At 61.3% G+C, this 14453-nt stretch carries 8 protein-coding genes; all 8 read left to right on the forward strand.

The annotated features are described in order from the left end of the window. Positions 1-250: 250 nt before the first annotated feature. On the forward strand, positions 251-958 hold the full coding sequence (locus VGY55_10725; GenBank protein HEV2970455.1) for a TetR/AcrR family transcriptional regulator: 708 nt from the start codon (positions 251-253) through the stop codon (positions 956-958). Between the two features lie 24 nt (positions 959-982). Then, positions 983-2185 carry an efflux RND transporter periplasmic adaptor subunit gene (locus tag VGY55_10730; GenBank protein HEV2970456.1) on the forward strand — a complete coding sequence of 401 codons (1203 nt, stop codon included), beginning with the start codon at positions 983-985 and terminating at the stop codon, positions 2183-2185. 4 nt (positions 2186-2189) lie between these two features. Beyond that, complete coding sequence (locus tag VGY55_10735) at positions 2190-5765, forward strand: multidrug efflux RND transporter permease subunit (GenBank protein HEV2970457.1); 3576 nt, start codon at positions 2190-2192, stop codon at positions 5763-5765. Next, positions 5762-9142, forward strand: coding sequence for an efflux RND transporter permease subunit (locus tag VGY55_10740; protein ID HEV2970458.1), 3381 nt, complete (start codon positions 5762-5764; stop codon positions 9140-9142). Before VGY55_10735 ends, VGY55_10740 begins: the two co-directional genes overlap by 4 nt. A 239-nt stretch (positions 9143-9381) precedes the next feature. Further along, positions 9382-10476: a formylglycine-generating enzyme family protein gene (locus VGY55_10745; protein HEV2970459.1), complete on the forward strand. Its 1095-nt coding sequence runs from the start codon at positions 9382-9384 to the stop codon at positions 10474-10476. Positions 10477-10482: 6 nt separating this feature from the next. Next, positions 10483-10944, forward strand: a complete 462-nt coding sequence (locus VGY55_10750) for a GNAT family N-acetyltransferase (GenBank protein ID HEV2970460.1) — start codon at positions 10483-10485, stop codon at positions 10942-10944. A 124-nt stretch (positions 10945-11068) separates the two neighbouring features. Beyond that, the gene (locus VGY55_10755; protein ID HEV2970461.1) at positions 11069-12886 is read left to right on the forward strand and encodes a hypothetical protein; all 1818 of its coding nucleotides are present in this window, start codon (positions 11069-11071) and stop codon (positions 12884-12886) included. A gap of 214 nt (positions 12887-13100) precedes the next feature. Then, positions 13101-14453 (forward strand): Si-specific NAD(P)(+) transhydrogenase (sthA, locus tag VGY55_10760; protein ID HEV2970462.1); only part of this gene is annotated, 1353 nt, incomplete at its 3' end.

The raw sequence follows: 14453 nt of genomic DNA on the forward strand, positions 1-14453 counted from the left end.
GCGACAGCCTTAATCCGGTCTTGTAAACGGCATTCCATTGCCTACCTCCCCGTCGATTCCTAGTTTCCATGCACCAACCCCAAAATCCAAACCCGAAGTCATAACCTCAACGTGCCAAACTGCAAAGTGCGGAATGCACCCCAGGTTTTTCTCCGCCCGTTCGTGCAATTGACAAGGGGAGAAAACGGCGGTAGCCTTTAGCGAGTGACTGACTGGTCAGTCAGCTAATTCCAGAGGCAGGGAGTTTCCCGTGAAAACCGCTCGCAATCCTCGACCGGGACGCCCCAAGGACGAATCTCTGTGGGCCAGCCGCACCGATGAAATCCTCGACACGGCGGCCACCATCTTCGCCCAGCATGGCTACCAAGATACTGAAATGCAATTCATCGCCGATGCCCTACAGGTCGGCAAGGGGACCATCTATCGCTACTTCCCCAGCAAGGAAGAGCTATTCCTCAAGGCCGTCTCGCGCGGCATGGATCGGCTCCGGCAAGCAGTTAAGGCCGCTTACGAGCCGATCGAAGATCCGCTCGAGCGCATGACTGTCGCGATCCATGCCTATCTGACGTTCTTCCGCAACCATCCGCAGTATGTCGAGCTGCTGATCCAGGAGCGGGCCCAATTTCGCGATCGAAAGAAGCAGACGTACTTCGAGCATCGCGAGAAGAACATCGGGGAATGGCGGCAAATGTACGCCGATTTGATCGCCGAGGGACGGTTCCGCGACGTGCCGGTCACCCGTATCCTCGACACGGTGAGCGACTTGGTTTACGGCACGATGTTCACCAACTACTTTACCGGCCGCCATAAGCCGCTCGAGGCCCAAGCCAAAGACCTGGTGGATGTGTTGTTCTTCGGGATTCTCAGCGACCGGGAACGAACTGTGCGGCACGATGGCGATGTGTCGCTGTCGACGCCGCTGTCGAACAACGGCGACGTGCAAGCGAACGGCAAATGATGATTTCAAATCGAGAATGAAGCCATGAAGTCGATCCATTGGACCATCCTGATGTTGTCGAGCGTGGCGATTGTGGGCTGTCAGCAGGCCCAGTCGCAAACGCCGCCGCCTGCCCCGCCGAAGCCGCCCGAGGTCTTCTACACGATGCCGCAGATGAAAGAAGTCACCGACATCGAAGATTTCACCGGCCACACCGAGGCGGTCAAGATGGTGCAAGTGCGCTCCCGGGTGTCAGGCTATCTCATGAAGGTGAACTTCGTGGACGGCGCGGACGTCAAGGAAGGGGACGTGCTATTTCAGATCGACAGCCGGCCCTACGTCGCCGATCTGGAAAACAAAGAGGCCATGGTCGCCCAGAACGAGCGGCATACCGAACGGCTGAAGGCGGACTACGACCGTGGGCTAAAGATGCTGGCCAGCAAGGCGATTAGCCAAGAAGTGTTTGATCAGTACCACTTCGACTATATCGAATCGCAGGCCACCTTGCGGGCCACCAAGGCCAGCCGCGACATTTCGCAGCTCAACGTCGATTTCACGAAAGTCACGGCGCCCATCAGCGGCAAAGTCAGCCGCCGTTTGGTCGATCCTGGCAACCTGGTGCTGGCCGACAACACGGAGTTGACCACCATCGTCTCCGAAGACCCGATCTACGGCTACTTCGATATCGACGAGCATACGCTCCTCAAGGTCCGCCACCTTATCAAGGAAAAGAAGATTGGAAAAGAAAACGATTCGCCGGTAATGCTCGCACTTTCCGACGAAACCGGTTTTCCGCATCCGGGAACGATCAATTTCATCGACAACCAGTTGGACGAGCAGACCGGCACCCTGCGATTCCGCGGCACGTTTCCCAACCACGATCATTTTATTACCCCTGGACTGTTCATCCGCGTTCGCTTGCCGATCGGCGAGCCGCACCAGGCGGTGGCCATCCCCGAGAGCGCGCTGGGGACCGATCAGGGACACAAGTTCGTCTTCGTGGTGAACAAAAAGAGCGAAGCGATCTACACGCCGGTCGAAGTCGGCCCCCCGTATCCCGGTGAAATGCGCGTGATCGAGAAAGGACTGACCACGTCGGACCGGGTGGTTGCCAGCGGCTTGCAGCGCGTTCGCAGCGGCATGAAGGTCGAAGCGAAAGAGTTGAAGCCCGCGGACTCAACCAGCGGACCGGATGTAACACCGGCTAAGCCGCCAGCGACGACCCCAAAGTCACCGGACGCGAAATAAATCCGTGCTATCGCGCTTCTTCATCGACCGGCCGATCTTCGCCACGGTCCTCTCCATCGTGATTACGCTGGGGGGCGGGATCGCGATGTTCTCGCTGCCGATCGCCCAGTATCCGCCGATCGTCCCGCCGACGATCCAGGTGACGTGCAACTATCCGGGCGCCAGCGCTCAGGTGGTGGCCGAATCGATTGCCGCGCCGATCGAGCAATACGTCAACGGCGTGGAAGAGATGCTCTACATGTCGAGCAACTGCACGAACGACGGAACGTACAACTTGGCGGTCACGTTCAAACCTGGGGTCGACCTGAACTTCGCCCAGGTGTTGGTGCAAAACAAGGTGAATTTGGCGCTCCCCTCGCTGCCCGACGTGGTCAAGCAAACCGGCGTGACCACCCGCAAGCGGTCGCCCGACATCCTGATGGTCGTCAGCCTCACGTCGCCTAATGATCGTTACGATCAATTGTACGTAGGCAACTACGGAGCCCTCCATATCAAGGATGAATTGGCGCGAGTGGACGGGGTTGGCGATGTGATCCCGTTCGGCGCGCGCGATTACAGCATGCGCATCTGGGTCGATCCCGAGCGGCTGGCCGGGATGAACCTGAATGCATCGGACGTAGTCAACGCCGTGCGCGACCAGAACGCCCAAGTCGCCACCGGGCAGCTTGGCCAGCAGCCTGCCAATCCGCACCAACAATGGCAAATCACGCTCGACACGCTCGGCCGGCTGGTCGAACCGGAGCAATTCGCAAATATCGTCATCAAAGCGACTCCCGACGGCCGCATCGTGCGAATCAAGGACATCGGCCACGTCGAACTCGGGGCGAGGAACATGGACGTCGTCAACAAGATCGACGGCAAGCCCTGCGCCAATCTCGGCGTCTTCCAACTTCCGTACGCCAATGCGCTCGATACGGCGGATCGCGTGCGCGCGAAGATGGACGAGTTGGCCAAAGCATTCCCCGAAGACCTGCGTTACGACATCCGCTTCGATACGACGCCATTTATCCGCGAATCGATCCACGAAGTGGTGCGCACGCTGCTCGCCGCGGTGGTGCTCGTGGCGATCGTCGTGCTCGTGTTCTTGCAAAGCTGGCGGTCGGCCATTATTCCGCTCGTGGCCGTGCCGGTGGCGATCATCGGCACGTTCGCGGTCATGGCGGCCATCGGTTTTAGCGTGAACAACCTGACGCTGTTTGGCCTCGTGCTCGCGATTGGGATCGTCGTGGACGATGCCATCGTGGTCGTCGAGGCGGTCGAGCACCATATCGAAGAGGGCATGGCGCCGCGCGAGGCGACGCTCCAGGCGATGCGCGAGGTTTCGGGCCCGGTCATTGCCGTGGCCCTGGTCCTGACCGCGGTGTTCATGCCGTGCACGTTTATTTCGGGGGTCACCGGTTCGTTCTTTCGACAGTTTGCCGTGACGGTTTCCGTCTCCACGGTCATATCCGCGTTCAATTCGCTGACGCTCAGCCCGGCACTGGCGGCGATCCTGTTAAAGCCGACGAACGCCAAGAAAGACCTTCCGGCCCGTTTCTTGGGCGTCACTCTGGGCTGGTTCTTCCGGCTCTTCAATTGGGGCTTTCGCCACACGACGAACGCCTATTTGCGGATTGTCGGGATGGCCCTGCGTGGCAGCGTAATCGTGCTCGTGCTGTACGGCGGATTGCTCTATCTAACGCAATGGGAAATGCGCCGCCTACCGACCGGATACGTTCCCGATCAGGACAAGGGCTACTTGGCCATCCACGTGCAGTTGCCGGACGCGTCGGCCGTGGAACGGACCTCGAAAGTGGTCCAGCAGATTTACGATATTGTCCGCGCCGATCCGGCGGTGGATCATATTCTCACCTTGGCGGGGCAATCCTTCACACTCGGGGTGATTGCGCCGAACGCCGGTCAGTTTTTCGTGATCCTTAAGGACTACGACCAGCGCCACGATCCGAGCCTGTACTACAAGGAGGTGATGGCGCGACTCAATCGGCGGATTGCCGCGGAGGTGCCCGACACCTTTACGCTCATTTTCGGTCCTCCGCCGTTGCAAGGGCTGGGCAATGCCGGCGGGTTCAAGGTGATGGTGGAGGACCGTGGGGATTCAGGACTCAAGGACTTGCAAGACCAGACGGCGAAGCTTGTAGAAATGACCAAGGCGCCTCCGTCGACCGGGGCGAAGCCGAGCCTGATCGGAGTGACGTCGATCTTCACTGTAAACTACCCGCAATTGTTTGCCGACGTTAGTCGCGATCAATGCCACGCGATGGGATTGAATCTCTCGGAGGTCTACAACACGCTCCAAGTCTATCTGGGCTCGTTGTATGTCAACGACTTCAACCGGTTTGGGCGCACTTGGCAGGTCGTGGTCCAAGCCGACGCGAGCTTCCGCAACAACGTCGAGGCCATCAGGCGGCTGAAGGTGCGCAATTCCGTCGGCAACATGGCGCCGCTCGGCGCCGTTGCCGAGATTCGTGAGATCAGCGGTCCGCTGGTTGTCACCCGCTACAATCTCTATCCGGCCGCGACGGTCACCGGTGGATGGCCGGCCGGCGGCAGTTCGGGCCAAGCGGTCGAAGCGCTTGAAAAGCTGGCAAGAACTGCGCTGCCGAAAAACATGGCACTTGAATGGACGGAGATTACCTATCTCCAGTTGTTGGCCGAGAACACCGGCATGATCATCTTTGGAATGGCCGTAGTCTTGGTGTTTCTGGTGCTGGCGGCGCAATACGAAAGCTGGTCCCTGCCGCTTGCGATCATTCTGGTTGTGCCGATGTGTCTCTTGAGCGCCACGATCGGCGTCGTGATCGTCGGCTCCGATATTAATATCTTCACGCAGATCGGCTTCGTCGTGCTCGTCGGGCTGGCCAGCAAGAACGCGGTGCTGATCGTCGAGTTCGCGAAGCACAAGCTGGAATCCGGTCTGAGCATCCGCGAGGCGGCGCTGGCCGCATGTCGGCTCAGGCTGCGGCCGATCCTGATGACCTCGTTCGCCTTCATCCTCGGCGTCGTGCCGCTGGTGACCGCGGCTGGGGCTGGAAAGGAAATGCGGCAGGCGCTCGGCGTGGCCGTGTTCAGCGGGATGCTGGGAGTGACGCTGTTCGGCATTTTCCTTACGCCGGTGTTCTTCTACGTGATCGAATGGATTGGCAATTCGCGGGTTTTCGCCTCGAAGACCGCCCATCGCGTCGGCGCCGTGTTGCTGGGAGTTTTCACGCTGGGATACGTGCGGACGCTCGCTTACCGCCTTATGCGGCCGCGCCGCGCCGCGACGGCGACCCCAATTGACATCCTCGAGCGGGAACTGTCGGAAGTGGATCGCTTGTTCGGCAAGCATTCCAAGCGCAGCCGATCCACGGGGAGAAGTGGCGAGCGGCATCGCGATGGTGAAAAGATGGTGGTCGTCGATCACCAGCGCGGCAAGACCGACATCACGGTCGTGCAGCAAACGGTGATCGCCTCCCCCGATGCCGGCCACGCTCCAAGCGATGCGCTGGCCGCCAAACCGATCATCGCCGATCTTGCCGCACCGGAGCACAACGGCCACTCGTTCCCGCCGTCAAGCGATGAGCGGAGGGAGCCGTCATGAACTTCTCCCGCTTCTTCATCGATCGGCCGATCTTCGCTTCGGTGTTGTCGATCATCGTCACGCTGGGAGGCGGGATTGCTCTATTCGCGCTGCCGATCGCGCAGTATCCGGAGATCACGCCACCAACGGTCGAAGTCTCCGCCGTCTATCCGGGGGCGAACGCGCAGGTGGTCGCGGATAGCGTCGCGGCCCCGATCGAGCAGCAAGTGAACGGCGTCGAGAACATGATGTACATGTCGTCGCAATGCACGAACGACGGCACGTACACACTCACGGTAACATTCAAGCTGGGGACTGATCTGAACATCGCGCAGGTGCTCGTGCAGAATCGCGTGTCGCTGGCCAATCCGGTCCTGCCGCCGCTCGTGCAGCGGCGCGGCGTGCTGGTGAAGAAGAAATCCCCTAGCGTGCTGATGATCATCAATCTGTACTCGCCCGACGGCAGCCGCAACAGCCTCGATCTGAGCAACTACGCCACGATCCAATTGCGCGACGAGCTAGCCCGGCTCCCCGGCGTGGGTGATATCACGTATCTTGGCCAGCGCGATTACAGCATGCGGCTCTGGCTCGATCCGCAGAAGATGCAATCGCGGAACCTCACTTCGGCCGACGTGACCAACGCCATCACGCAGCAGAATGCCCAGGTCGCCGCCGGCCAGATCGGCCAGCCGCCCGTTCCGAAGGGGCAGGTTTTTCAATACACGATGACCACACTCGGCCGGCTCCAGGACGCCGACCAGTTCGGCGACATGGTCATCAAGAGCGATCCCCTGGGGCGGATCGTGCGGATGAAGGACGTCGCCCGGATCGAGTTGGGAGCGCAAGGCTACGACCAAACATGCACGCTCAACGGCAAGCCGTCGGTCGCGCTGTCGCTCTATCAGCTCCCCGGCTCGAACGCGCTGCAAACGGCGAAGCAGGTCAATGCGAAAATGGTGGAGCTTAAGACTCGCTTCCCCGCCGGCATCGAGTATTCGATCGTCTACGACACAACGCCCTTCATCAATGAATCGATCAGCGAGGTATTCAAGACGCTCCGTGACGCGGTGATTCTGGTGGCGATCGTGGTGCTCGTCTTCCTGCAAAACTGGCGCTCGGCGATCATTCCGCTCGTGGCCGTGCCGGTGGCCATCATCGGCACGTTCGCGGCGATGGCCGCCATCGGCTTTAGCTTGAACAATCTCACGCTGTTCGGCCTCGTGCTGGCGATCGGGATCGTGGTGGACGACGCGATCGTGGTGGTCGAGGCGGTCGAGCACCACATCGAGCATGGGATGGCGCCGCGCGATGCCACGATCCGCGCCATGGAGCAAGTCTCCGGGCCGGTCATCGCCGTTGGGTTGGTGTTGAGCGCCGTGTTCATCCCCTGCGCGTTCATCTCAGGGATCACGGGACAATTCTTCCGGCAATTCGCGCTGACGATCGCCGTCTCCACCGTGATCTCGGCCTTCAATTCGCTCACGCTTAGCCCGGCACTGGCCGCGCTATTGCTCAAGCCGCGCGTGAAGGGCGTCTATCAGACCTTGCCGCTAGTGGCGTTCATCGCGGCGGGGGCCTGGCTCGGCTGGGAGTTTCTTGCCCCCTGGGCCGCCCCGTATTTGACGAAGTCCGGCGGGCAAGTGGCCGGCATCGTGGCAGCCTACCCCTGGGCGCTGCCGGCCGCCGCCGCGGTCGTCGGAGCGATCGCCGGCTGGGTTTTGAGCGGGCTGTTGAATCGCATCCTCGGCTGGTCGTTCTGGCTGTTCAACGCGGCCTTCGATTTCTCGACCTCCGTCTATGCTCGACTCGTTGGCATTTCGCTCCGCGTGAGCCTGATCGTGCTCATCGTCTACGGCGGGCTACTTTATTTGACCTACGAAGGATTCACGCGCACCCCGACCGGCTTCATCCCGATGCAGGACAAAGGCTATCTGCTCGTGAACGTGCAGTTGCCGGACTCGTCCTCGCTGCAACGCACGCAAGAGGTGATGGACCGCATCGACAAGATCGCCAAGGAAACGCCGGGCGTGAAAGACCGCGTGGCAATCGCCGGACAATCGATTCTGCTGGGGGCCAATTCGCCGAACTTCGGAGCGCTCTACTTGATGCTCGATGACTTCGAAAAAAGGACATCGCCCGATCTCTCCGGCGACGCCATCGCCAATCGCCTCCAGGCGGCCTGCGAGAAGGAGATTCAAAATGCCACGGTGAATATCTTCGGCGCGCCGCCGGTCGAGGGGCTGGGAACTGCCGGCGGATTCAAGATCGTGATCGAAGATCGCGGCGACAGCGGCCTTAAGGCGCTGCAAGACGTCGCCCAACAAGTCGTCGATGCCGGAACCAAGACCGGCGCCTTGCAAGGCCTGTTCACCAGCTTCCGCGCCAACACGCCCTGGCTGTTCCTCGACCTCGACCGCACCAAGGCCGAGATGATGGGCCTGAACATGGGCGAAGTCTTTAATACGCTCCAACTCAATCTAGCTTCGCTGTACGTGAACGACTTTAATCGCTTCGGCCGCACCTGGCAGGTGAACGTCCAGGCCGACACGACTTTCCGCCAGCAGGTCGACGATATCAAGCAGATCAAGATTCGCAACTCCGCCGGCGGCATGGTCCCGCTCAACACGCTCTTGACCACCCGCGAGGTGAACGGCCCAGTGATGATCGTGCGGTACAACATGTATCCCGCGGCGTCGGTCAACGGCAACGCGGCCCCCGGCGTCAGCTCGGGGCAAGCGATCCAGCACGCGGAAGCGGTTGCCCGCGAAGGATTGGACCCGTCGATGCGCTACGAATGGACCGAGCTGGCCCTGCTGCAATTACAGACCGGCAATACGGCGATGATGGTGTTCGTGCTGGCGGTGGTGCTGGTGTTTCTGGTGCTGGCCGCGCAGTACGAAAGTTGGTCGCTGCCGCTGGCCGTGATCCTGGTCGTGCCGATGTGCCTGCTCTGCTCAATCGCGGGCGTGATCTTCGCCCGGATGGATATCAACATTTTCACGCAGATCGGGTTCGTCGTGCTGGTGGGTTTGGCCTGCAAGAACGCGATTCTGATCGTGGAGTTCGCCAAGAAGGAGCGCGAGCGCGGCGTGCCGCGGTATCAAGCGACGATCGCCGCCTGCAAGCTCCGTCTGCGGCCGATCATGATGACGTCGTTCGCCTTCATCCTCGGGGTGGTGCCGCTGGTGATCGCGGAAGGAGCGGGCGCCGAGATGCGGCGCACGCTGGGCACCGCCGTCTTCGCCGGCATGCTCGGCGTGACGCTGTTCGGCATCTTCCTCACGCCCGTGTTCTTCTACGTGATCCAATGGTTCACCGACCTGCGGGCCAAATTCAAGCGGCCCGCGACCGCCGCCGCCGCGGAAGAGGCGTCGGTCATCGACGTCTCAGTCCAGTGAATGAGCCGGGCGGCGTCAGCCCCCGGAGCCGCCGCTCAGAGGCGTCGGTGGTCGATGTCTCGTGGAAGAATCAGCCGCTTTACTTGCAGAACCTCGCGGATCACGGCATCTGCATCGCGGCGGAATTCACGCATGGAACCATTTTCCATAGTGCGGTTTCTCCGTTATAGTTGATTCTGTATTGAAAGTTTCATGTGATAACTGTTTTCGGCACCCACCGCCACGATTCGGCGAAGTCCATGAACCGCCGCGCGACGACGAAGAACTCCGAGCTGAGGCCGCGCCGGTCGCTGCCGACGGCGCTGGTGCTGGTCATGTCGCTGGCCGCCGGAGGCATTTTGGGAACAGGGGCCTACGCCGTGCGGCATTGGTTCGTGTCAGCCGATCCCGAGGGCATGGTTTGGATTCCCGGCGGCGAGTTCTCAATGGGTTGCGCGGACCCAACGCTCTGCGTGGATGGCGGCCATGAAAAGATGCCCGATGCGCGGCCGATCCATCGTGTTTATGTCGACGGTTTCTGGATGGACAAGACCGACGTGACGAACGAGCAGTTCGCGAAGTTCGTCGCGGCGACCGGCTATGTGACGATCGCCGAGCAGACGCCGAAGGCCGAGGATTTCCCCGGCGCGCCGCTGGAGTATCTGGTGGCTGGCTCGACCGTGTTCACGCCGACGCCCGGCCCCGTGCCGCTGAACGACTATTTGCAGTGGTGGCGCTACGAACATGGCGCTAACTGGCGGCATCCCGAAGGACCGAAGAGCGACATCAAGGGGCGCGAGAAGTATCCGGTCGTTCAGATCGCTTATCCGGATGCCGTCGCCTACGCCAAGTGGGCCGGCAAGCGCTTGCCCACCGAGGCCGAATGGGAATTCGCCGCGCGCGGCGGGCTGGCAGGCAAGGTGTATGCCTGGGGCGACGACTTTCACCCGAATGGCAAATATATGGCGAACACCTTTCAGGGCACGTTCCCGGTCAAGGACACCGGCGAAGATGGCTTCGCGGGGATCGCCCCGGTCGCGCAATTCCCGCCAAACGGCTACGGCCTGTACGACATGTCGGGCAATATCTGGCAGTGGTGCAGCGATTGGTATCGGCCGGATTATTATGAGGCGCTCTCCGCCGCAAGTCGCGTCGCCCGCAATCCGCAAGGCCCGGACACTCCCTTTGATCCGGCAGAGCCGACGCAGGCGAAGCGTGTGCATCGCGGCGGCTCGTTTCTTTGCACCGACCAGTATTGCACGCGCTACATGGTCGGCACGCGGGGCAAAGGAGAAATCAATACGGCCAGCAACCACCTCGGCTTCCGCTGCGTGATGCCGGCGACACCGCGGTAACGAATTATGAGCGTGGAAATCTTGCCGATGACTGCCGATGATCTGGACGCGGCGATCGCTTTGTGGCGAAGCACGGATGGGGTTGGAATGGCTGAGTCCGACGAGCCGGAGCACCTACAACTCTTTCTCAAGCGCAATCCTGGGTTGAGCCTTGTCGCCCGCAACGGCCCCCGCCTGGTTGGCACGGTTCTCTGCGGGCAAGATGGCCGGCGCGGGTTTCTCTATCACCTGGCCGTGATTCCCGAATACCGCAAACGCGGGCTGGGCCGATCGATGGTAGAGCATTGCCTCGCCGCGCTGGCCGCGCTCGGCGTCTTGAAGTGCAACATCTTGCTCTACGTCCATAACGAGGCCGGAGAGCGATTCTGGAAAAGTGGCGGCTGGGCCGAGCGAGCCGATCTCAAGCTCATGCAGCGCGAGACGGATGATCGGCATCGAGATGGCGAGGCAGAGCCTCGCTGGCAGTGAGTTCCCAGGCGGAGCCTGGGAACTAGGGGCCGATGGACACTAACGGCGCGGCAGCGTATGCTCGCGGGGCGGGCGCGTCTTCTTGATTCCGCTTTCGCTTGAGTCTTATCGCCGGAGGCTTTCGATGGTGTCGACTGGTTTTCTCGCGATTGCTCTATTGATGGGGGGGCAGTTTGGCTTGCCGCTCGGTTTGCCGCCGCTGCCGGAAGACCCCGTGTTGGAGCAGGTTGCGCCCGAGGAATGCCTCTGGTACTACCATTGGTCGGGCGTTGCCGAGGCGAATCCGAAGAGCAAGAATCAGACGGAGCAGTTGCTTGCCGAGCCGGAAGTGAAGCAGTTCGTCGAGATGCTGGGCAAAGCGCTTGCCAAAGCGCTCCGGCGGGGCGCCCCAGCCACTCCGCAAGGACAGGTACTCGGCAAGCAAGGGCCGACGATTATCCGCGCAGTTCTGACTCACGCGACCTCGGTCTTCGTTTCGCACGCCGCCGCCGGCCCGCATGGACCGGAAATCTCGGGGGGCGCGATCGTCGGCACTGGAAACCAGACCGACGAAGTAAAGGAATCTCTCGAGCAGATCGAAAAGGTCTTACTTGGCGGCGCGGCACCGGCGGACGGCGAAGCCGATTGGCACAAGCTACCCCCGATACCCGGAGCGCCTCCCGTCGAATGGGGATTCCGGGGCAAGTACCTGATCGTCGGCATTGGCGCCGGCTCGGCCGACAGCATTGCCAGCCGCATGAACGGCAAGCCGCCCGGATGGCTCGTCACGCTCAAGCATAAGCTTCCGGTCGAGCGCGTCAGCACCGTGCATTACATCAATATAAAGACGATCATCGGTTTAGTTGAGCCGTTGCTCGGATTCGAAGCGCGGCGGATACCCGAAGCGCTCGGGCTGGCCAACGTGCGGATGATCGCGAGCGTCAGCGGCTTGGAAGGGACCGGCTGCGTCTCGAAAACTTGGGTGCAGACCGAAGGCGAACCGAGCGGGCTGCTGACGGTCTTCGGACCCGAGCCGCTCGGCGACGCTGACCTGGCGCCGATTCCCAAAGATGCATCGTTGGCCATCGCCGCCCGCATTCAACCGGGGCGACTTTACTCAGCCGTGCTAGACGGGATCAAGAAGGCCAACCCGGAAATCGCCGAGAACGTGGGCGGCCAACTCAAGCAGGTGGAATCGATGCTCGGCGTTCGATTCAAGGAGGATCTGCTCGAAACGCTCGGCGATTCATGGTGCGTCTACAACTCGCCCGGCGAAGGCGGCTTGCTGTTTACCGGCTTGACGCTCGTGGTGCCGCTCAGGGACCACGACCGATTGGTGAAGACCAACGACCGGCTCGTGGAATTGGCTCAGGCCGCCACTGCCGCTTCCGACGTCCAGATCAGGACCGCGAACTTCGGCCAGCGCAGAATCTTTTTCTTGAATCCGAGCATCAACTTCATGCCTGTCGCGCTGGCCTGGTGCATCAGCGACACGCATTTGATCGTGTCGCTCTCGCCGCAAAACATTCGGGCATTTCTGTCGCGCGACGCCGCGGCCGGCACGCTGGCCGATCTGCCGGTCGTCGCCGAGAAACTCAAATCCGGCAGGCCGGTGCTCCTCACGTATCAAGACACGGCGGGAACGCTGAAGATCACTTATCCACTACTGCAAATCTTTGCCACGTTTGCGGCAGCGGAGCTGCAACAGGAAGGCCTCGAGATCGACGCCGCGCTATTGCCGTCGTTGGCCTCGATCATTCGGCACGTCGAGGCTGGAACGGGCGCGCTCCGTCGCGAAAAGGACGGCCTCGTCTACGTCAGCCGGCAATCGCTGCCGCTCGGCGCAATGCTTCCCGGCCTGACGGCGCTAACGGGATTCTCGATGCTCTCGGTATTCGATGTACAAGCCCAGGGCGTGCAACACCTCGAAGTTACCGTTCCAGCACCGGCCACGCAGCGATAAGCGCCAAAAGAAACGGGTGTGTCAAGTCCACGCTCACGCATCGTGCAGCGGCAAACAGCCGATCTCGACAAACACGGTTTGTCCTTCGGCCCTGGGAAGACGTATACTGCCCTCGCGGTCGCCGTGCGCGATTGGAACGACAGAGTGGGTCACCACGGCACAGGTGCCGCGGCTAAGTACGCCGTTCGCCTTCGATCTCCGAACTCCGCTCCCAATGTCCACTGTCAATCCCCAACATTTCGACATCCTCGTGATCGGCAGCGGCCCTGGCGGCGAAGGGGCCGCGATGCAGGCTGTCAAGCATGGCAAGAACGTGGCGGTGATCGAGCGCTTCGACCGCATCGGCGGCGGCTGCACCCATTGGGGCACGATCCCCAGCAAGGCCCTGCGCTACGCCATTTATCAGATGACTGAGGCCAACCAGAATCCGCTCTTCCATGCGGCGGGCGTTTCGCTGCGGATCGCGTTCCCTGAGCTGCGCCGCACGGCCCGCAGCGTCATCGAGCGGCAGGTCGATATGCGCCGCGGGTTTTACGATCGCAACCGGGTGCCGGTCGTCGCCGGCTGCGCGCGGTTCATCGATCCGCACACGATCGAGATCGCCGAATCAAACGAGGGGCGACAGCGGTTCTCGGCCGATGCGTTCGTGATTGCCACGGGTTCGCGACCCTATCGCCCCGCCGACGTCGATTTCAACCACCCGCGAATCTTCGACAGCGACACGATCCTGGGCCTCTCGTACACGCCGCAATCGATCACGGTCTACGGCGCTGGGGTCGTGGGATGTGAATACACGTCGATGTTTCGCAATCTGGATTGCAAGGTCAATCTGGTCAACACGCGGGGCAAACTGCTCGAGTTCCTCGATGACGAGATCATCGACGCCTTGGCCTATCACTTGCGCGATCGGGGCGTGCTGATTCGCCACGGCGAGACCTACGAGAAGATCGAGGGGCGCGACGACGGAGTGGTGCTGCACCTCAAGAGCGGCAAGCAGCTCAAGACCGACATTCTGCTCTGGGCGAACGGACGCAACGGCAATTCCGACGGCATGGGGCTCGAGCAGCTCGGCATCCAGCCCGACGCCCGCGGGCTGCTTAAAATCAACGAAAACTACCAAACCACCGTGCCGCACATCTACGCGGTTGGGGACGTGATCGGTTTCCCCTCGCTCGCCAGCGCCGCCTACATGCAGGGCCGCTTCGCCACGACGCATGTCTTGACCGGCAAGGGAGACCACGTCATGCTCCGCGACATCCCGACCGGGATTTACACCAGCCCCGAGATCAGTTCGATCGGCCGCACTGAGCGCGAGCTGACGGCCGAAAATGTGCCCTATGAAATCGGCCATTCGCTATTCAAGAGCCTCGCCCGCGCGCAAATCACCGGCCGCACGCAAGGGATGCTGAAGATTCTATTTCACCGCGAGACGCTGCAAATCCTCGGCATCCACTGCTTCGGCTCGAACGCCTCCGAGATCATTCACATCGGCCAGGCGATCATGTCGCAAGAGGGTACAGCCAATTCACTCCTCTATTTCATCAACACGACCTTCAACTACCCAACG

It is taken from the genome of Pirellulales bacterium, from assembly GCA_035939775.1.
Taxonomy (GTDB): Bacteria; Planctomycetota; Planctomycetia; order Pirellulales; family DATAWG01; genus DASZFO01.